Annotated in this window: 23 protein-coding genes; 6 read left to right on the forward strand and 17 right to left on the reverse strand. The window is 64.9% G+C overall.

Annotated elements, in window-relative coordinates:
* Window positions 1-75 precede the first annotated feature (75 nt).
* Window positions 76-252, reverse strand: a complete 177-nt coding sequence (locus CP557_RS22485) for a hypothetical protein (protein ID WP_169924351.1) — start codon at window positions 250-252, stop codon at window positions 76-78.
* A gap of 136 nt (window positions 253-388) precedes the next feature.
* Window positions 389-1,078: a type 1 glutamine amidotransferase domain-containing protein gene (locus CP557_RS07195; RefSeq protein WP_097379286.1), complete on the reverse strand. Its 690-nt coding sequence runs from the start codon at window positions 1,076-1,078 to the stop codon at window positions 389-391.
* A gap of 152 nt (window positions 1,079-1,230) precedes the next feature.
* Here CP557_RS07195 and CP557_RS07200 point away from each other — a divergent pair, with 152 nt between their 5' ends.
* Window positions 1,231-1,689 (forward strand): Hsp20/alpha crystallin family protein, encoded by a 459-nt coding sequence (locus tag CP557_RS07200; RefSeq protein WP_097379287.1) that lies wholly within the window; start codon window positions 1,231-1,233, stop codon window positions 1,687-1,689.
* 119 nt (window positions 1,690-1,808) lie between these two features.
* Here CP557_RS07200 and CP557_RS07205 read toward each other — a convergent pair whose 3' ends face one another.
* Entirely contained in the window at window positions 1,809-2,807 is a 999-nt protein-coding gene (locus tag CP557_RS07205; RefSeq protein WP_097379288.1) for a DHH family phosphoesterase, read from the reverse strand.
* 736 nt (window positions 2,808-3,543) lie between these two features.
* Between CP557_RS07205 and CP557_RS07210 the strand changes: the two genes are divergently transcribed.
* The 3 genes from CP557_RS07210 (at window position 3,544) to CP557_RS07220 (ending at window position 6,659) form a co-directional block, all read left to right on the forward strand.
* Window positions 3,544-3,918 carry a helix-turn-helix domain-containing protein gene (locus CP557_RS07210; protein ID WP_097379289.1) on the forward strand — a complete coding sequence of 125 codons (375 nt, stop codon included), beginning with the start codon at window positions 3,544-3,546 and terminating at the stop codon, window positions 3,916-3,918.
* 138 nt (window positions 3,919-4,056) lie between these two features.
* Complete coding sequence (locus tag CP557_RS07215) at window positions 4,057-5,235, forward strand: thiolase domain-containing protein (protein WP_097379290.1); 1,179 nt, start codon at window positions 4,057-4,059, stop codon at window positions 5,233-5,235.
* Window positions 5,232-6,659 (forward strand): zinc ribbon domain-containing protein, encoded by a 1,428-nt coding sequence (locus CP557_RS07220; RefSeq protein WP_097379291.1) that lies wholly within the window; start codon window positions 5,232-5,234, stop codon window positions 6,657-6,659. Before CP557_RS07215 ends, CP557_RS07220 begins: the two co-directional genes overlap by 4 nt.
* 142 nt (window positions 6,660-6,801) lie before the next feature.
* On the opposite strand, the gene CP557_RS07225 is transcribed toward CP557_RS07220, so the two are convergent.
* The 4 genes from CP557_RS07225 to CP557_RS07240 form a co-directional block, all read right to left on the reverse strand.
* Window positions 6,802-6,981 (reverse strand): hypothetical protein, encoded by a 180-nt coding sequence (locus tag CP557_RS07225; protein WP_097379292.1) that lies wholly within the window; start codon window positions 6,979-6,981, stop codon window positions 6,802-6,804.
* Between the two features lie 180 nt (window positions 6,982-7,161).
* Window positions 7,162-8,166, reverse strand: coding sequence for an ornithine cyclodeaminase family protein (locus CP557_RS07230; protein WP_097379293.1), 1,005 nt, complete (start codon window positions 8,164-8,166; stop codon window positions 7,162-7,164).
* A 78-nt stretch (window positions 8,167-8,244) separates the two neighbouring features.
* Window positions 8,245-8,460, reverse strand: a complete 216-nt coding sequence (locus CP557_RS07235; RefSeq protein ID WP_097379294.1) for a hypothetical protein — start codon at window positions 8,458-8,460, stop codon at window positions 8,245-8,247.
* Between the two features lie 294 nt (window positions 8,461-8,754).
* The gene (locus tag CP557_RS07240) at window positions 8,755-9,180 is read right to left on the reverse strand and encodes a DUF3054 domain-containing protein (RefSeq protein WP_097379295.1); all 426 of its coding nucleotides are present in this window, start codon (window positions 9,178-9,180) and stop codon (window positions 8,755-8,757) included.
* 362 nt (window positions 9,181-9,542) lie between these two features.
* On the opposite strand from CP557_RS07240, the gene CP557_RS07245 reads away from it, so the two are divergent.
* On the forward strand, window positions 9,543-10,241 hold the full coding sequence (locus tag CP557_RS07245; RefSeq protein WP_097379296.1) for a J domain-containing protein: 699 nt from the start codon (window positions 9,543-9,545) through the stop codon (window positions 10,239-10,241).
* On the opposite strand, the gene CP557_RS07250 is transcribed toward CP557_RS07245, so the two are convergent.
* The 8 genes from CP557_RS07250 to CP557_RS22975 form a co-directional block, all read right to left on the reverse strand.
* Window positions 10,214-10,852 carry a toll/interleukin-1 receptor domain-containing protein gene (locus tag CP557_RS07250; protein WP_097379297.1) on the reverse strand — a complete coding sequence of 213 codons (639 nt, stop codon included), beginning with the start codon at window positions 10,850-10,852 and terminating at the stop codon, window positions 10,214-10,216. The genes CP557_RS07245 and CP557_RS07250 overlap by 28 nt on opposite strands.
* A 73-nt stretch (window positions 10,853-10,925) precedes the next feature.
* Complete coding sequence (locus CP557_RS07255) at window positions 10,926-11,363, reverse strand: hypothetical protein (protein ID WP_097379298.1); 438 nt, start codon at window positions 11,361-11,363, stop codon at window positions 10,926-10,928.
* Between the two features lie 111 nt (window positions 11,364-11,474).
* The gene (gene tpiA, locus CP557_RS07260; RefSeq protein WP_097379299.1) at window positions 11,475-12,119 is read right to left on the reverse strand and encodes a triose-phosphate isomerase; all 645 of its coding nucleotides are present in this window, start codon (window positions 12,117-12,119) and stop codon (window positions 11,475-11,477) included.
* A 155-nt stretch (window positions 12,120-12,274) separates the two neighbouring features.
* Window positions 12,275-12,817, reverse strand: coding sequence for a multiprotein bridging factor aMBF1 (locus CP557_RS07265; protein WP_097379300.1), 543 nt, complete (start codon window positions 12,815-12,817; stop codon window positions 12,275-12,277).
* An 82-nt stretch (window positions 12,818-12,899) separates the two neighbouring features.
* Entirely contained in the window at window positions 12,900-13,517 is a 618-nt protein-coding gene (locus CP557_RS07270; RefSeq protein ID WP_097379301.1) for a CDP-alcohol phosphatidyltransferase family protein, read from the reverse strand.
* Window positions 13,514-14,065 (reverse strand): adenylate kinase family protein, encoded by a 552-nt coding sequence (locus CP557_RS07275; protein WP_097379302.1) that lies wholly within the window; start codon window positions 14,063-14,065, stop codon window positions 13,514-13,516. Before CP557_RS07275 ends, CP557_RS07270 begins: the two co-directional genes overlap by 4 nt.
* On the reverse strand, window positions 14,062-15,207 hold the full coding sequence (hisC, locus tag CP557_RS07280) for a histidinol-phosphate transaminase (protein ID WP_097379303.1): 1,146 nt from the start codon (window positions 15,205-15,207) through the stop codon (window positions 14,062-14,064). Before hisC ends, CP557_RS07275 begins: the two co-directional genes overlap by 4 nt.
* A 421-nt stretch (window positions 15,208-15,628) precedes the next feature.
* Window positions 15,629-16,213, reverse strand: a complete 585-nt coding sequence (locus CP557_RS22975) for a hypothetical protein (protein ID WP_245852925.1) — start codon at window positions 16,211-16,213, stop codon at window positions 15,629-15,631.
* Between the two features lie 542 nt (window positions 16,214-16,755).
* Between CP557_RS22975 and CP557_RS07295 the strand changes: the two genes are divergently transcribed.
* Window positions 16,756-16,977, forward strand: coding sequence for a hypothetical protein (locus CP557_RS07295; protein WP_097379306.1), 222 nt, complete (start codon window positions 16,756-16,758; stop codon window positions 16,975-16,977).
* A gap of 131 nt (window positions 16,978-17,108) precedes the next feature.
* Here CP557_RS07295 and CP557_RS07300 read toward each other — a convergent pair whose 3' ends face one another.
* Both CP557_RS07300 and ligA read right to left on the reverse strand, forming a co-directional pair.
* Window positions 17,109-17,477 carry a rhodanese-like domain-containing protein gene (locus tag CP557_RS07300; protein ID WP_097379307.1) on the reverse strand — a complete coding sequence of 123 codons (369 nt, stop codon included), beginning with the start codon at window positions 17,475-17,477 and terminating at the stop codon, window positions 17,109-17,111.
* A 101-nt stretch (window positions 17,478-17,578) separates the two neighbouring features.
* Window positions 17,579-19,360, reverse strand: a complete 1,782-nt coding sequence (gene ligA, locus CP557_RS07305) for an ATP-dependent DNA ligase LigA (RefSeq protein WP_097379308.1) — start codon at window positions 19,358-19,360, stop codon at window positions 17,579-17,581.
* Window positions 19,361-19,404 lie beyond the last annotated feature (44 nt).

The following is a 19,404-nucleotide window of genomic DNA, read 5'->3' on the forward strand; positions in this document are numbered from 1 at the left end:
GAACCAGCGGCCGGCGATCCTGGCACTGGCCGCATGGCGACGAGGGAACGCGGATCGGTTCGACGGCTCCTGTCGTTATCGCATTCCATCGAGTGCGACGACGGTGTCGGACATGAGCCACGCGTCCTCGCTGGACGCGTCCTCGATACTGAGCGCGAAAAACGATTCGCGGCCGTCGTCGACGGTGATGCGGTAGCCGCGACTCTGCAACGACCCGGCCGGTTCGGATGGATTCGATCGAGCTGAGTCCACGCACGTGTTCGGGAACCGGCGCTGATAACTGGCTCGGTCCGGCCCCCTCGGCTGTGCGCCTCGAGCCACGCCGGGCCGCTGGGTCGACGCCGCTCGCGAGCCGATCAGTTCGGATCGACTCGAGCCGGGTCCGCGTTCAGGCCTGCAGTTCGATGTCGAGTTCCTCGAGGAGTTGATCGGCCGCCGCGCTCGAGGAGCCGGGACCGCGGGCGGTAATCAGGTCGCCGTCGACGGTGACGCTGGTCGCGGAATCGAGTTCGGCGTCCCAGTTCCCGCCGGCGGCTTTCACTTCGTCTTCGGTCCAGTAGGGCAGCTTGCGACCGTCGGGCATCCGGTCGGCCTCGTCGACGATGCCCTCTTCCCACTCGTTGGGGAAGCCGGTCACGTCACGACCGTTGACGATGAACGCCCCGTGGCTGTCGCGGGCGAACCCGAGCATGCCGACGGCGTGGCAGACGACGAGCGCCTTGCCGTCGCCCTCGACGATATCGCGGAGCAACTCCCGCGCGTGTTTGTCCTGATTGATGTCCCATGCGGTCCCGTGACCGCCGGGGAAGACGACGGCGTCGTACCCCTCGGCGTCGGCCTGTGCGACCGGGATCGGATCGTTCAGCCGCTCGTCGTTCTCGTGGACCTCCCGGACGTGTTCGACGGTCTCTTCGTCGACCTGTTCGGGGTCGAGCGATCGCTCGTCGATTACCGGTGGGCTCCCCGACGGCGTCGCGACCGTGATCTCGACGCCGGCTGCGGTGAGCGTATCGAGTGGCTCGACGCATTCTTCTCCCCAGTACCCTTCCTCGCTGACTACGAATAGTGCGTCCGTCACGTCCAGTGGTACGACCGGGAAGGTAAAAACGACCAGCCTTTCGTGCAGTTCTGCCGGAAATTTACGCGCAAACGGATTAGTGTATCGGATCGTCAGTCTACCGTGGAGTTGCCTTTTTCGCCGTCGGCCACGTAGTCCTGAGAGGTGATAGCATGTCTGACCGACCCCGTCCCTTCGACGGAATCGACGAGCTACTCGAGCGATTGAACCGCCAGATCGAAACGGCGGCCCGATCGTGGGAAACCCAGGTCGACAACCGGAGCCAACTCGATCTCTCGATGGGCGGCTCGGAGACGAGTCTGGACCTCGCCGACGAGGAAGACGAGTTCGTCGTCACCATCGACGTGCCGGGATACGAGAGCGACGACCTCGAATTACGGCTTACCGGCGACACGCTGGCCATCTCGGGCGAGCGTGAGCACCGCCAGGAGAACGGTGACGAGAACTACATCCGGCGTGAGCGAAAGACACAATCGTTCAGTCGGCAGCTTCGACTGCCCGCTCCGATCGACGTCGACGGCGTAACGGCAAGCGTCAACAACGGGATTCTGACGATCCACCTCCCGAAACGAGAGGCGAGCGAGGAGGGACGCTCGATCGACATCGAGTAGCGGGTCGCGACGCCGACCGGTCGCTCGAGGGTCCCCTCGTAGGGCCTGCCGTTACTGGGTCCCGACGCACCCGCGACCCGCTGTGTGGGCGTGCCGGCACCGACCGACAGGAGCCCGTCTCAGTCGTCGAGGTTCAACGCGTCGAAGAACCGACGGGTGAGTCGCCCGCCGACGAACGCGAGCAGTTCGTCGGCGTCGTCGTCGTTGTCGGCGAAGAGTCCGAGTTCGATCCGGCCGCCGGCCATGTCGTGGTGACCGCCGACCGCACCCAGTTCGTCGAAGCCCGCTTCCAGCGTCTCGCCGATGTTGACCCGTGGATCGATCGAGCGCCCACTGAGCCGGATCACGTCGTCGACGATGCCGTAGACCAACACCGTGTCGACGCCCTCGAGGTTGAGGAGATAGTCCGCAGCCTGGGGGAGCGCATCCGTCTCACCGGTCTTCCCGACGTTCGCGACGAGCGACGAGCCCCGGCGTTCCCGGCTGGCGATGGCCCGTCCGATCGCGTCCAGCGTCCCCGGCGAAAAGGCGCTGCCGTACAGTTGCTCTAAGATCTCCAGTTCCACGTCGGGGTAGACGGCGAGTGCGGCCTCGTACTCCCGTCGCGTGGGCTCGCGAACGAAGTCCAGACGCTCCCGGTGGAGCGCAAAGAGCAGTGCGGAGGCCAGCCGCGTCGTGAGGTCGACCTCGAGTTCCTGGAGGTACTCGATGAAGATGGTCGCGGTCGCGCCGTACTCCTCACGAACGTCCTCGAAGGTGGCGTCTACCGATTCGCCGGGGTGGTGATCGACGACGATGTCGGGCGTGACGCTCGCCGGCACTTCCGTGTTCGCGCCCGATCTGGAGTGATCGACGAAACTCACGCTATCGTACGCTCCGATCGTGGTCTCCGAAAGGGTCTGCAAGCTGATATCGAGCAAGTTGACGAACGCGCGGTTTTGCTGATGAGAGATCTCGCCGCCGTAGGCGATCGTTACGTCGTCGACGTCGTGGTCGAGCGCGATCGCCTCGAGGGCGAGTGCGCTGGCAAGACAGTCCGGGTCGGGATTGTCGTGGCAGACGATTGCCAGCGAGTCGGTCCGCTCGAGGACGGACACGAGTTCGTCCGCGCGTGACATACCGGAGATACGTGGACGAGACGCTTGAATCCCGCGTCGCGTTTCAGTATTCCTGAATCCTATCGAAGCGGGGCGACCGATCACGTCCGCGGTCGCCGCGGGAGTCGCTCCTGCGTTCAGTCCTCGCATCTAGCCGAAGTATGGAACGAACGCCGGTGTCGTCGTACTCTCGGTGGGGAGCAGGACGTATCCGAACCGAGTTATATACGTTTTGTGAACATATTTGCCGGTGTTCCCAGCGGGAGATAACTCGGCTGAACACCTCCAGAACGATTCCCATGGCGGAGAAACCCGCCTCGTAATTCAATAGGGACACACGTCGAGTAGCTGTTGTCAGGATGACGGCTGCAGCCACCGAGGCGGAGTTCCCCGTCCCGGCCCGGTTCCGATCGTCGATCACGCGCCGACCCGCGTGCCTCGTCGGGATGCTCTCGCCGTGAGTACTACAGACGGCGAGCCGAATCCAGCGTGACCCCGATGCGTGATCGGTCGCGGGCAGGGCTCCACTGTCGAGCACGGTTCGATTCAGCACCGTCGGCCGCACGTACCGAGGGAAAACGGGAAGACGAAACGGAGACCAATCACGGGAAACGAGACTTATGAGAGCGCCACCCCGGTCGACACGAACGTCCAGTACTCGGTCCGACCGGCTGGAACGAATCATCGCGGGACCGGCCGTCGGATCCGGAACCGACCGGTCGTTCCTGTGGCACGGGAGACCTCCCGGGAGAGGCCGATGACCGACACCGAGCGCGAGCAGCTCCGAGTGACGGTCACCGTCACCGACGGGGATTCGATCCAGCAGTTGATCGACTGCGTCGACGACGTCGTCGACGCGGAGGCCGTGGCCGATCGATCGTCGAACTCCAACGAGTACCCAGCAGCGATCAGTATCGACGTCGACGAAATGACGCCAAAACAGTGGGAAGCCCTCGAGTTAGCCGACGATCTGGGCTACTACGAGCGGCCACGACGGACCGACCTCGAGACGCTCGCGTCCGAGTTGTCGATCTCGAAGTCGGCCGTTTCCCAGCGACTGCGAGCGGCCGAGGCGACGCTGATCAGAGCCCTGTTCGAGTCGACGTCCGGACGTGATTCGACGGAGCAGTAGCGGAATCGCACCGCCCCGGTACCCCTCTCCGAGACGGCCAGCGAGTCGCCAGCGAGCCGGGCCCGTCGCGACCCGTTGTGCACGAACGATCGTGATCAAGTGTACACTTATTTCACAGCGGCCATCAGAAGGGCGAGTATGCGAGACGCCTACCTCGTCGGCGCGGGACAATCGGATTACGGGGCATTCCCGTCGGAAAGCTACCGGTCGCTGTTCCGCACGGCGTTCGACGCAGCGACGGCGAGCGTTCCGAAGGGACTCGAAGCCGCGGACGTCGACGAAGCGTTCGTCGGCAATCTCGGCGTCGGCGGCCGCCAGCTCGGCCTGTCCGGGCCCGCGGTGACCGAACACGTCGGCCTCGATGGCGTGCCGACGACGCGGGTCGAAAACGCCTGTGCGGCCAGCGGATACGCCGTCAGACAGGCCGTCCAGGCGGTCAAGTCGGGGATGGCCGACGTCGTCCTCGCGGGCGGCTTCGAGATCATGTCCGACATGAGTTCGGACGCGACGAAGTACTGGCTCGGCGTCTCCGGGGAAACCGAGTGGGAGCGACTCTCCGGGACGACGTTCTCCGGGGTCTACGCCCAGATGGCCAGCGTCCACATGGAGCAGTACGGCACCACGCGCGAACAGCTCTCGCGGGTCGCCGTCAAGAACCACGCGAACGGCGCGAAGAACCCCCACGCGCAACTGGGCTTCGAGTGTTCGCTCGAGGACGCCCAGTCCGCGCCGGTCGTCGCCGATCCTCTCAACCTCTATCACTGCTGTCCGACCTCGGACGGGGCGGCCTGCGCGCTGATCGTCAGCGAGGACGTGGTGGACGACTACACCGATGACCCCATCAGAGTCGCCGGCGTCGGCGCGGGCAGCGACACCGTCGGCCTCTTCCAGCGCGACACCTACACCGGCATCCCGGCGAGCCAGCGCGCCGCCGAATCGGCCTACGAGATGGCCGGCGTCGAACCCGACGACCTCGACTTCGCGGAGGTCCACGACTGCTTCGCCATCGCGGAACTGCTGGCCTACGAGGACCTTGGCTTCTGTGAGACGGGCGAGGCCGGGCAACTGATCGAGTCCGGCGCGACCGAACTCGGCGGCGAACTCCCGGTCAACACCTCCGGCGGGCTCAAGTCCAAGGGCCACCCCATCGGCGCGACAGGTGCGGGGCAGGTCGTCGAAGCGTTCAAACAGCTCTCCGGGAAAGCCGGTGAGCGACAGGTCGAGCGTCCCGCACGCGGGCTCACGCACAACGTCGGCGGCAGCGGCGGTGCGTCCGTGATCCACATCTTCGAGAAGGAATCGGAGGTGGAAGCATGAGCGCGATCGCCGGCGTCGGCGCGTACGCGCCCCGATTCCGCATCAGTAGCGAGGCGTTCGAGGAGGCCTGGGGACAGTTCCACGCCGCCGGCGTGAACGAGAAGGCAGTTCCCTCGGCCGACGAAGACGCCCTGACGATGGGCTACGAGGCCGCGGCGCGAGCCCTCGAGTCGGCCGACACCGATCCCAGCGAAATCAACTGGCTGGCGTTTGCGTCCTCGCGACCGCCGGAAGCCGAGGAGGACCCCACCGCCCGGCTGGGCGCGATGCTCGCCCTCTCGGAGTCGGCCACTCGGCACGTGTTCACCGGCAGCACGCGCGCCGGAACCCGCGCGCTCTGGGCCGGCCTGGACGCGCTCGAGGCCGACTCGACCACCGCGCTCGTCGTGGCGGCCGACGCGCCGAAGGGCGACCCCGACGACGGGATGGACCACGCTGCCGGCGCGGGTGCCGCGGCGTTCGTCCTCGAGCACGAGGGCCCGGCCGAAATCGTCGACCGCGCCGAGTATTCCGCGCCGTATCCGGGAACCCGGTTCCGCAAGACCGGCGAGGACGAGACGCAGGGCCTTGGCGTCACCCAGTACGACCGGCAGGCGTTCACCGAGACGATCGGCGGGGCCGTCGCCGGTCTCGAGGTCGAACCCGAACCCGAAGCGGCCGCGATCCAGGCCCCCGACGGGAAGCTCCCCTACCGCACGGCGGGCGCGGCCGGCGTCGGCACCGACGAGATTCGGGCCGCCGCGACGGTCCACGAACTGGGTGATCTGGGCGCTGCGAGCGTTCCGCTGTCGCTCGCGAGCGCGCTCGAGGACGGGTACGACTCCGTCCTCGCGGTCTCTCACGGCAGCGGCGCGGGTGCCGATGCCATGGTCGTCGAAGCGGACGGGAACGTGCCGGTGGAAACCGCACTCGAAGGCGCGGATCCGCTTTCCTACGCCGAGTACCTGCGCCAGCGCGGCGTCGTGACCACCGGGCCGCCCTCGGGCGGCGGCGCTTACGTCAGCGTCCCCTCCTGGCGGCGCTCGATTCCCCAGCGATACCGGCTCGCGGCCGGTCGCTGTTCGGAGTGTGGTGCCCTCTCGTTCCCGCCGGAAGGGGCCTGTGGCGACTGCGGCGCGCTCGCCGAGTACGACCCCGTCGAACTCGCGGGCAAGGGCACGATCGAGGCCGTGACGACCATATCGCAGGGCGGCGCGCCGCCGGAGTTCGCCGAACAGCAGGCCAAGTCCGGCGACTACGCGGCTGCGATCGTCGCGCTCGAAACCGAGAGCGGCGACGAGACCGTCAGCGCCCCCGCGATGGGGACCGACGCGGATCCCGCCGATTTCTCGGTCGGCGACCGGATCGAGACGACGATCCGCCGGATCTACACGCAGGAAGGCGTCACCCGCTACGGGTTCAAGATTCGACCCGCGGGCGAGTAGCGGGCACGAGTCCGAGCCGTCGAAATCGGGTTTCGGCTCCGTCGAAGATGGAGACTCGTCTCGAAGCGAGCTATCGCTCGCTGAGCGTTCTATCGGCCGCGAACGCCGTTCGTCCGGTCGAATCGAGAACGGCCGAGCGCAGTTACGGCTGAAAATGCGGCCAGCTTTTTTCCGGGATCAGTTCGGTTTCGCCACAGCAGCCACACTCCGCGGGTGCCTCGTACTGGTGACCGCTATCGGTTCGTTTGGAGACCGTACCGGCGTGCATCGTCTGACAGGCCGTACAGACGTACTTTTCCGGCATTTCTGGGGCGTGGGCCATGCCAATGAGTACCCGTGCCAGCGATATATAGCCGGGGTGAGAACATCTCGCAGAATAGCTGACGTATAGACGTGATGAACGCGCCGTCCGTCCTCTCGAGCGTCGATAGTAGCCGCTGAAAGTCACTGCACACCTCATCGCACGACGACGTTGCGATGAGTGTGGAAATCGTTTCAGTGGCTACTGATCGTTCCCCGTCAGCGCCTCGCTCGCCGGTGCGAACTCGATCGTCTGTCCGAGCCCCTGTTCGCTGGCGCGCTCGTAGAGCAGGTACGCCGCGGCGACCGTTTCGATGCCCGTCCCGCCGCTGTCGAAGACGGTGATCTCGTCGTCGCTCGTCCGGCCCGGCTCGGTCCCGGCGACGACCTCGCCCAGTTCCGCGTGCACGTGGTCCTCGGTGATCACGCCCTCCTCCAGCGCCTGGATGAACGAACCGGCGTCCATCGTCGCCCGTTCGCGGAGGTCCGGGACGTAGGTCGCGTTCGCGATCGTGTTCGCGTCCAGCTCCCGCGCGTCCGGCGAGTACTGGCCCATCGCGGTGACGTGGGTCCCCGGTGCTAGGTCGTCGCCGTCGACGACCGGTTCGCTGGCCTGTGTCGCCGTGATTACGACGTCCGCGTCGGAGACGGCGGCCGTACTCGAGTCGACCGCGTGGACGTCGGCCGTGAGGGCGTCGTCGAAGTCGGCAGCGAACGACTCGCGGTTCTCGGGGGTCGGCGAGTAGACCCGTACCTCGGTGAAGTCGCGGACCGTGGCGGTGGCGTGGAGTTGCCCCCGCGCCTGTGCGCCGCTACCGATGATCGCGAGGGTGTCGGCGTCCTCGCGGGCGAGTTCGTCGACGCCGACGGCACCGGCGGCTCCGGTCTTGAACGGGTTCATGCTCGCGCCATCGAGGAGGGCGAGCGGGGCACCGCTCTCGGCGTCGAAGAGTGGGGTCATGAACCAGCCGTCGACGGCACCGAAGCCCGCGCTGTACATATAGCCGCCCATCGCGCCCGTCTCGGGAAGGAGGGCAGCGTAGGCAGTGAACATGCCCTCGGGATCTCCACGCAGGAACTTCGATCGCGGCTTTGCCGGTGCCCCCTCGCCGCGCTGGCGATATCCTTCACGGACGGCGTCGACGTACTCAGCCGGCGTTGCGAGGTCGGCAACCTCCGCGCTGGTCAGAAACAGCGTGTCAGTCATACCAAACACCACGAATCGGAGACGGGAAAAGGAACCGAAACCGGGAATACTGGGAGAGGGCGACGGAGAGAGATCGAATCAGTCGGCGTTGATCGGCGGCCGCGCCGAGCGGGTTTCGTCGGCGGTGTTTGCTGGCGTATTGACGAACATTGCGTGCCCGATGATCCCCATCGCAACCAGCGAACCGATCGGTACCGCCGCAGTCAACGAGATCCCGACGACGGTGAGAGCTGCGGTGATACCGAGCAGTGCGACTGGGATGAGGCCGAGAACAATGTCGTAATATCCAGTCATAATCTGTTCTATAGTAGGAGGAATTCCCATATAAGCGTTTCCCATAATTGGCTCGTGGTGGATGTGTCTCTAATTGAAAATCCCTGTGTGGTATTCTCGTAACTTATGGCCCGGCCGGAGCAGGTCCGAATTATTATGTGTTGTCTCCCGATCTGTGCGTCTCGGCCGTCACCGTTCTCATCGCTCGACGTTCGATACGGAGACCCCATTTACTCCCTTCCGCATAGGAAACCGGAGTTCTCGAACAGGTTCGATCCGGTTCACGTTCGTCGCCTCGAGACGGGCGCTCTCGATTTAGTTCGTCACCGATCGGTACAGCATGTACGCGGCCCTCCATCCGAGCAGGACGATCAGTCCGAAGCCGGTGATCACGAGCGGGAACGGCCACGTCGCCCCCCCATCGAAGAGCGCGGAGGCCCGAAGCATGAGCCCGACGTTCGCTGCTGCGATCCAGCTCAGGGTCGTCAGTCGGAGGCCCTCTTTCCCCACGGGACGGTCGCGGGTGTAAATACCGGCGAGCGCTGCGATAGCGGCCCAGCCGATCACGAACGGTGCGACCGTCTCGAGTGACGCGACCGGTTCGGCGATCGGATTGACGCCGTGTTCGATGCGCCCGAGCAAGACCAGCCCGGCGATGAGAACGACGTCTACCACGGCGGTTGCGATGCGTTCGCGATCGGCCGTGGCGGTACGAGCCTCCGTCTGAACTGCCGTGTCCATACGCGGCACTCAGTTCTGCGATCCCATTGATTCCCCGGTTTCGCTCCGTGGGTCGGCGGCTGCTACTCGCCCGCCGTCACGACCTGTGAGGAGGGACTCGACGACGGCTAGTCGCCGAGTACCGTCCAACGGACAACGCGTCGTGCGAGGAGTGCCTCGCACGGTCGCACGGACGAGGGGTGGTCACTTCGTTATCGGCTCCGTTCAGAATCGGTGGTCCCACGACCCCATTCGACCCCCTTCAGTAAGACGATCCTACGGCAGCCGTCGTTCGGAGCGGGGGTCGATCGGGCGGGACGTCGGCACCGATCGAGACTGTCAGCAACAGAACTAATATACGGTCGGCCCGAACCGCTCGAGTGATGGCTGTGGTCGGCAACCGCCGGGCCGATTGTGAGGGCTGTGGCCGAACGGTTTCCCCCGAGGAATCGACGACAGTGACGATGCCGAACGGCGACGAAGTCGTCTGTTGCCCTGACTGTGAACCCCACGCGAGAGCGGCCGTTCGGACGGGGACCGCGTTCGACCAGCGACGAGCCACTTGCGACGGCTGTACCGGTAGGTACCTCGCGACCGAACTCGAGGACGTGGTCCTCGACGATGGGACCGCGCTGACCTGCTGTCCGTCGTGTCTCGCCCAGGCACCGGATCCCGACGGTGACGACGACGGGAGCGATCCGGACGGCGGTGGCGCAACCGGCTCGCGGACGGCCTCCCACACGTCCACCAGCGTCCCCGACACGGATCACGATCGCTGTCGGCAGTGCCACGAGCGGGTCGCCGAGGAACGATTCCGCGTCACGACGATCGACGGACGGACCGAACGGCTCTGTTCCGACTGCACGGCCGATGCCGAGGAGCGAGGGATCGTCGCCGACGTGGCCATGCGAACGACGAGAGCCCGCGAAGTGCTCGGTGTGGACGCCGACGCGAGCGATGAGGCGATCCGCGAGGCGTTTCACCGACAGGTCAAACGCGCCCATCCGGACCGGCAAAGCGGCAGCCAGTCCGCGTTCACGCTCGTTACCGATGCCTACGAACGGCTCCGTGAAGAGGACTGAGGGGAGACTCCGTCGTCACGGCTCACGAACCCGACCGTGGCCGGATTGAAGTAATAAGTCGATCCACAGTCCTCACACGACGTCGTCAGGAGTTTCCCGTGTTTGTGGAGTTTCCAGAGTTTCGTCTGCCCCTTCTCGAGTTCGAGCGTGACCGGGTGGCCACAATCGGGGATCGTACAGGGGAACCTGATATACCAGTTGGGAACGGACAGCGCCCCCAGCGGCGCGAGTTCGCTTCGCAGTCGACAGAGCAGATTGAAGATCGTAAACGAAAGGTTGTTTCGATCGATCGTGATGCCTTCGACGTCGCTGACGAATCCGCGACGACTGACTGACTCGTCGTACACCGGGAGGACGGGGATTCCCTTGGCCACCGCATACCCCATCTCCTGGTTGATCCACCGGTTCTCGGCCGCGTCCGCGGTCAACACCGCGACGACGATATTGCTGTTGGCGAGTCGCCCCTCGAGTCGCTTTCGGGACCGTCCGGATTCGACCTCCTCGAGCGCGATGTGCACGCCGAAGGGGAAGTTCTTGACCGTCGAGAACAGGTCCTGGACGAGCTCGAGATCGCCGGGGGCGTGGGAAACGTACAGCTGTTCTCCGGTCATCTCATTGTCTACGATACACAGACGTGTGCGTCGTCATTAATCTATCTCTCGAGCGTCTGTAACGCCCGGACAGTTAATCTCGGTAATTCTTGATGGTAGACAGTACGCGCTGGGAGAACTCGAGTTCGGAAAGCTCCTCGCCGAGTCCGTCGACCCACTCGCGTTCGACGTACCACCAGCCACGAACGTCCCCATCGGTCGTCAGTGACGTTACCTCGAGGCGTCCCGGTGTCCACTCCCGTTCGTCGCCGATCGTCAGGAGGGTCCGCAGGACGGCACCGACCTCGTCGTCCGTGACGACGGCTGCCTCGGAGACGACTTCGTACTCGAGTTCGATCCCGGCCCCGTCTTCGCCGGGTGGCTCGGTCCCGTCCATCCACGTCACCGACGTCACGTAGATGCCGTGGCTCATCAGTCGGTTCTCCAGCGTGACGGCCACGGGTCGCTCCCCCGCGGACGCGTCGTCCCCGCGCTCGCCGTCCCCCTCGGCACCGGATCCGTCGTCGGTCATACGTCTCCGTTCGGCGGGTGTCAAGAAAAGTCGGTCGGCACCCGCCCCGCTCGCTGGGCCTCCGGAGCGACCCGTCCGTTCGAATGTGTCGCTTCGGCGGCGAGGTCGTCCTCAGAGCGGGTCGACGAGGTCCTCGAGCGCTGCTTTCGGATCGTCGGCTTTCGCGACGCCGCTGGCGAGCAAGACGCCTTCGGCCCCGAGATCGCCCGCGGCGACGACGTCGTCGCCCGTACTGATACCCGCCCCGCAGAGAACGGATACGTCGGCGTCGACGGCGGCGGCCGCGTCGACCGCGTCTTCGACGATGTCGGGATCGGCCTGGCTGACCGGCGTCCCGGTCCCGATGAGTGCCGGCGGCTCGACGGCGACCGCATCGGGGCCCAGCGCCGCGGCCGCGCCGATCTGGGACGGGTTGTTCGCACAGACGACCGTCTCGAGGTCGGCCCGCTGGGCCGCCCGAACGGCACCGTCGATGTCGGCCAGTTTCAGCCGGCGCTCGGAGTGATTGATCAGTGTGCCGACCGCGCCGGCGTCGGCGACGCTCTCGGCGAGCGTGTGGCCGGTGTTGCTCCCGTGTTCGATCGAGTCGACGTGTTGGGCCCACGTCTCCGCGCCAGTCTCGGCGACTCGCTCTAGCTGAGCCGCCTGCGGTGCGACGGCCAGCCGGGCGTCGGTCGTTTCGTCGACGTCGCGAACGGCTTCCGCGACTGCGATCGGATCGCATGGATACGTCTTCAGGTTGACGAGGACGAACATAGGGCCAACCGCACCCGCCCGAAAGAAATAGTTTGCGAGTCGGCGACGCGGAGAGACCGCGTGGGCAACGTGCCAGACGGACTCCTGGCGGTCGGTACCGGCCCAGCCGCGACCCGCTGTGGGGATGCGTCGGGCCCCAGTGACAGCAGCCCGTCTCAGTCCTTCCGCTTGACGACGTCACCCAGCGTGTAGCTCCCGGTCGAGGAACCACCCGACCATTCCGAATCGTCACCGGAGCTTCCCTCGGCGCTCAGTTCGATCTCGAGGAAGTTCTCGAGTTTGGACTGGACGCGATCGCTCGGAAGCGTGTCCCCGCGTTCGATCTTGCGGATCAGGCTCGCTTTCTCGTTGAGTTCGTTGGCGAGATCCGACTGACTCAGGCTCTTGCTCTCGCGGGCCTTCCGGACCCGATCGTCGTAATCCGTCGCGAGTTCGTCCATGTCGTCGAACATGTCCGAGCGGCGCTGGCTCGAGCCACCCGAACTCGAGGTACTTCCACTCGAGGCAGTCGACTGACCGCCCCCACTCGAGGACGAACTCGAACTGGTCGAGTACTTCGTCGACCCGCTGGAACTCGAGGTATCTTTGACTTCAGTGCCGAAGTCCGTGCAGTTCGAACACACGTCTAGCTTCGCGCCCTCGACTTTGATGGTGTTCGGGGACGACGTCTCGGCCCCACACATCTCGCACTGAACCATGTGGGGTCCTATATCGCGGTAAGGGATAAAGGATGCGGCGCGGTTTCAGCCCGTAGAAATCGGTTTCAGCGGCCGGACGCGGTTAGTATTCGAGGGCGACCCAGGAGTAGTAAAAGCGCTGGAGCGCGGTCAGGTGGCCGACGACCGCGAGGAAGACGAGCAGCCAGCCGACGAGCGTCAATCCGCCCAGCGTCGTCCCCGCCAGCGGATAGGCGAGGAAGCCGGCGATACCGATGATCGCCAGCCGGTCGGCGCGACCGACGAGTCCGCCGTAGACCCGGTCGAGACCGACCGCCTGCGCTTGCGTCCCCAGATACGAGGTCATGACGACGCCGGTCACCGCGGCAAATCCCAGCAGGTAGTCCTCGAGGCCCGCAGCCAGCCCGGCGATGACGACGATGTCCGCGTACCGATCGAGGACGTGATCGAGCAGGTCCCCGCCGGCCGAGGCGACCTCCTGCTCGCGTGCGAGCGCGCCGTCGACGATGTCGAGCCAGCCGTTCAGGAAGACCAGCACGGCCGCCGCGACGTACCAGATGGGGTCCTCGAGCCCGCCGAGCGCGAAGGCGACCGCGGCCAGGATCGCCATGCCGAAGGCAATCACGCTCACGCCGTTTGGCGTCAGTCCGAGCCGGTCGAAGCCCTCGACGAACGGGTCGAGGAACCGCGACACGTAGGGGCGAAATCGATCGAGTGTCATACGAGGTACTCCACGAAGTCGACGTCGCCGGCACTCGGTTCGCGCTCGCCCGCCGTCACCGCCTCGAGTTCGCTCGCGACGGCGTCCGGATCGCGATCGGTGGTATCGATCTCGTAGACCGACTCGAGGTCATGTTCCTCGACGGCTTCGGAGAGAATCACGTCGAGTGCCTCGCTCTCGGCGTTCTCGCGGGCCTTCGCCTCGGTTTCGCCACGCTCGAGCAGTCGCTCCTCGAGCGTCTCCGGGTGACACCGCAACACGACGACCCGGTCTGCGTCGAAGTGATGGGCGAGGTGCGATTCGATCACGACGTCATCGCGGTCCGCGAGCCACTCCTCGAGGGCCTCGAGGTCGGCGACCTTGCTCTCCCGTTCCGCGTCGACCTCGGTGTAGAGTTCCGCTTCCTCGAGCACCCGGTTGAGGTGGATCACCTCGAGGTCGGGCGTCGACCCGTCGTCTGTCCCATCGTGGTCCGCCGACCGGGACTCGAGTCGCGCCGTCGCGGTCGTCTTCCCCGTGCCCGGGGTGCCGGTGACCGCGACCCTCATGAATCCGCGACCTCCGCCGTCGAATTGCCCGGCGGCTGCGTCTCGAGATCGAGGTCCTCGAGGACGGCGTTGAGCGTTTCGACCGCGCGTTCGGTTTCGTCCTCGGTCCCGCAGGTGATGCGGATACAACCCGGCAGGCCGAAACTCGAGCAGTCCCGGACGATGACGCCGCGCTCTTGCATTTCGTTCGCGACGGCCGAGGCGTCGCCGACGTCGACGAGGACGAAGTTGCCCTCGCTCTCCCAGACGTGAGCGTCGATGTGTTCGTGCATGTACGCGCGTGCCTCGCGGGTCGTCTCGACGGTTCGCACGACGTGTTCCTCGTCGTCGATAGCGGCGAGACCGGCCCGGCAGGCGAGTTCGCTCGCCGCGAACGGCGTGTTCACGCGAGCGTAGGCGTCGGCCCACTCCTCGGGGACGACGGCGTAGCCGAGTCGAACGCCGGCGAGCCCGTAGACCTTCGAGAACGTCCGGAGGACCGTGACGTCGTCGCGGGCCTCGAAGCCGTCCAGGCCCTCGATCAGCGCGACGGCGCTGTCGCGATCGGCGAACTCGCCGTAGGCCTCGTCGACGGCGATCAGCGTCTCGTCGTCGGTTGCGTCGGCGAGGCGCTCGATCTCCTCGAGGGGCATCGTCGAGCCGGTTGGGTTGTGCGGGCTGGTGATCCAGATCACCCGCTCGCCGTCGTAGCGCTCGAGGACCGCGTCGGCGTCCTGTGTGAAGTCGTCCTCGCGCTCGAGGGCGTACTCCCGGACATCACCGTGGTGGAACCGGGAACTCATCCCGTAGTAGGCGAAGCCGGGCGAGGGAACGAGCACGTCGTCCCCCGGCTCGAGGGTCGCCCGGTGGAGGTAATCGATCGCCCCGTCGCCGCCGTTTGCCAGCCAGACGTGCTCGTCGGTCACGCCCCAGCGGGCGGCGACGGCGGTCGTCAGGTCGGCGTGGGCGGCTTTCGGGTAGGAATTGACGCTCGAGGCGGTCTCGCGGATCGCCACGGCGGCGGCCGGCGACGGGCCGTGGGGGTTCTCGTTCGAGGCGAGTTTGATGAACTCCGAGGGATCGCGCCCGAGTTCGCGGGCGACCTCCTCGATGCCTCGACCCGCCTCGTATGCGACGTGATCGGACAGGTCGCGCGGTTGCATACGCGAATCCTGTCTCCCGTGGCTCTTAAGGGTGCTTACATATGCTCAGTCGTTCCGCCCTGACCCGCCGATCCGCCGTGACACGGCTTGGGCCGCGGTGAGGGGTGACGAGGGGTGAGCGACGCCCTCGGGGTGGACAGTGACTGGCGGGAACCACGAGCCGCTTCCGAATCGCGGTCCAATGCGTCCGAGCGAATCGGCTATCGTCGGCACCGAAGCGAGTGACACACTGATCGCACCGCTGTCGTGCGAGCAGGTGTGTAATACCGTTCAGTTGCCACTACCAGTAGTTGGTAATACGGTTTCTCCGTTCAGGGTGAGGCGTGAAATCCACGTTCGATAGCGGAACCACCCAACGGCTGGTTCAGTAGTGGAAGTGCCGAACTAATAGGATTCAGAACCTGTCGGCTAAGTCTGACGGTCAGTTATCGAGTTCAGGGTACGTTAACTGGAGTTCTCCATCGAGCGTATAGTTACTTTCGAGGATGCCGCTACTTGTGAGTTCGATCGTCGTGTGAATAGTGAGCTTGGAGGCGGTTTCTGCTACCGGCTTGACGAGCAGGTTGAGGATACTGATAGTCTCGTCTGCAAGGTCATCCAAATCAGAGATCTCTATGACTGTTCCGAGAGCGCGGTCGGGCGTGTAGAGCGCCACAGAGGGCGGTGGCGAACTATCACCTTCTACTGGCGAGGCGATAGCGACCGTTGGGGGTGATTCCGTCGCTACTTCAGGCATCCACACTCTGAGTGTGATGGACTTCACAGCCGTCCCTGCGCGGTGCCAAATCTCGAGTGGTGCATCGATTACTCCAGAATCAACACGGCCAGTTACCCCAAATTTCCCGACTTCCTCATCGGTGGTTGCGAAGACGAGCGTCTTTCGCCCGCGTGAGTCCCCGTGCACGGTCGGGTCGGAGAGTGTCTGGTTACTTTGTATTGCGCTACACCCCGCCGTTGCGACGACTCCAGTACTACAGATCGCCGCGAGATACTCCCGTCTATTCACATTGCTGACAGTCCCACGATCGATGAACTATTTTCCGGTATTCACTGACCGTTCTCGATCATGCACGATTGGTGTGTCTGCACACGTACTCAACGCCACTTTCGAAGCCAGACTTGGTGCAATCATCGTCCGAGAGTTGTCCCAAAGTCGGACAGTGACTTCGTTCAATACAGGTTGATTTAGGTATCAGCATAGAAGCGAGCGAGGCCACAGTCTGGACAGATATAACAGGTGAGATACCTACCTTTGAGGTCAAGAGCGCCCAAGATACCACCACCGGAATTAATTCGTATACCATCACCTTTGTAGGAAGTTTTGTGATCAGTTTCCTCTAATTCAACGTCGCAGTCAGGGCAGGAAGGCATACCGACAATATCTCATACAGTATTCAATAACCTTATGTTAGAATATATTTACCGCTGATTCACTATCTCCTGTCCGACTCTATCTGCATTTTCGGACACGGTACTTACGGTGAGTACAGCCGTCTACGTAGCCCCACCTCACGAAATGCTTTCCGTTTCCTATCTCATAGCATGGGTATGTCTACGACCGTCGCAACACCCGATGCGGACGAGACGTGTGCGTACTGTGGCTCGCTGATCTTCGACCACGACCCAATTTGTGTACGCGACTGTGACGACGACTGTGGATCGCCTGTATACTTCTGTAACTATGCGTGCCTATCGGCGTACATCGACGAGAACAACCTCACAACAGGCGATGCCTGTGAGTGGAACCCCGACGAAAGCGGTTGTTGCTAATTGGGTGTCCCGATAAGTTCGCATCCGTAGTTACCGAATCGCACGATTCGGTTTCGAGTGTCTTCCCGAATAAAGAAACTCTGCTACTATCGGACGGACGTGGCAGTTCCGTTGCCGGCGTGATACCGTTCCTACCGAAGCCGCCAAAGCAACGACCGCAATTTGTATCCCAGGGAGCCGTTCCGATAGCCGGTCCAGCCACTCATGCCACCCGCAAGCGTCGCTGCGTCGTATCCCTCCTCGACCAGTAGGCTCGTCGCCCGCTTGGCGACCATCCCCATCTTGCATATCACGACCACGTCTTCGTCGGCAGGAATCTCCTCGAGTCTGTCGCGTAACGCCGCATCGTCACCGCGTCGCAACGCCTGGTAGACGGGAACGTTGTGACTGTCCTCGATCGCGTTCGACTGGAAGGCGGATTTCGGGCGGATGTCGAGCAGAAACGGGTCGTCTCCCGACTCGAGGCGCTCGTCCAGTTCGTCCGGGCGGATGCTAGTCATTGGTGGAGTATTGGGTTCAGTATACAAAGCCGTGGCGTCTCGGACGAGGCGACGACGCGTCCATCGCGGCCGCAGTTGCCAAGAGGGATGCGACCGGTCGCTTACTGCCCCCGAAGGCGCTCGAGTCGCTCGAGCGAGTCGGCGTCCGCGGGGCCCTTGTCGGACCGGACGCCCTGAAACCGCGGGAACCGGAGCGCGTACCCCGACGAGTACGTCGGCGAGGATTGAATCTCCTCGTAGCCGACTTCGAAGACGACCGCGGGCTCGAGGTCGACGTCTTGTCCCTCTTCCGCTGCGATGTGGGGCTCAAGCAGTTCCGTCAGTTCCGCCAGCTTTTCGTCGGTGATTCCGGTCGCGACCTTGCCGACGGTCTCTAAGTCGTCGCCCGCACGCACGGACAGTTCGAAGGTCCCGAGGAACGTCGCCCGCCGGCCCTCGCCCCACTCCGCACCGGTAACGACGCAATCGAGCGTCTCGACGTCCGGTTTTCGCTTCCGCCAGTGCTTCCCGCGCCGCCCCGGCGAGTACGTCGAGTCGAGGTCTTTGAGCATGATCCCCTCGTGGCCGGCCTCGAGGGCGTCGGCATCGATCGACTCGATTTCGTCGGGGTCGTCGGTACGCCACAGCAGGGAAAGTCCCTCGACATCCTCGTCGTCGACGGCTCCGGAATCGACGTCCGGTTCCATCAGAACCGATCGAAGCCGGTCGTGGCGCGTCGTCAACGGCTCCGCAAGCAGGTCGTCGCCGCCGGCGTGGAGACAGTCGAAGAAGACCGGCCGGACCGAGACGTCCTCGCGGGCCTTCGCGACGTCGTGTTTCCGGCGGAACCGCTTGAGCACCTCCTGAAACGGTAACGGCGAGCCGTCCGCGTCGATCGCGACGACCTCGCCGTCGAGAATCGCGGGTTCCTCGAGGTGAGCCTCGGCGAACTCGACGACTTCGGGCAGCGCGTCGGTGACCTCCTCCATGTTCCGCGAGAAGACGCGGGTCTCCGCCGTCGCCCCTCCGGAGCCGGCGGGAGCGTGGTGCAACTGCACGCGAGCCCCGTCGTATTTCCACTCCACGCCGGCCTCCTCCCACTCCTCGAGCGCGTCGGTCACCGTCCCCGCCTGGGCGAGCATCGCCTGGACGGGCCGGCCGACCGCGAGTTCCATGGCGTCGAGGCCCTCGAGCCCGTCCTCGCGGGCGATCCGTGCGACCTGCCCGTAGTCGTTCGACACCTGCAGGGCGCGCTCGACCCGCTCCGCGGGCACGTCGAAAGCCTCGGCGATCGCGTCCCGCACTGCTCCCTCGCCGACCCCGATGCGCATCTCCGAGAGGACGATCCGGGCGAGGTAACGCGCCTCTTCGCTCGAGCAGCGATTGAACAGTCCAAAGAGCAGGTCGACCTTGCGATCCTGGCTCCCCGAGCCCTCGGCGGCGGCGACCTCCTCGAGCGTGTCGGACACCTCGCGCACGGTGAGGTCGCCCCCGGTGCCCTCGCTCCCGCTTCCAGCGCCGCCACCGCCGGTGAACGCACTCAGTCCCCGCTGGCCACCGAAGTCGTAACTCGCAGCCACGTCGCCGATTTCGCCGACAGCTGCGAGGCGGTCCTCGACGTCGCCGGCGCTCACGTTCGTCCCCGCGGCGCGGGCGATCGCCTCGTAACACGCGTTGGGGCCGATATCCAGGGTCGTCGAGTCCCAGGCCGGAAACACCCGGCCCTGGGCGAAACGCGCGACGATCTCGAGCGTCTGCGGTTTCACCGCATCCTTCGAGGAACCTCGTTCCTCGCTATCGTCCCCGGCCTCGGCGAGCAGCTCCCGAACGTGAGCGACGATCTCGAGATCGGCGGGTTCGGCCTCGATCGTCCCGGCGCGGTCGGCGAACGTGGCAAACTCCATCGACGACGTGTATCGTCGCGGGGAGTAAAACGGTTCTGAGACCG

It is taken from the genome of Natrinema ejinorense (genome assembly GCF_002494345.1).
In the GTDB taxonomy this organism is placed as follows: domain Archaea; phylum Halobacteriota; class Halobacteria; order Halobacteriales; family Natrialbaceae; genus Natrinema; species Natrinema longum.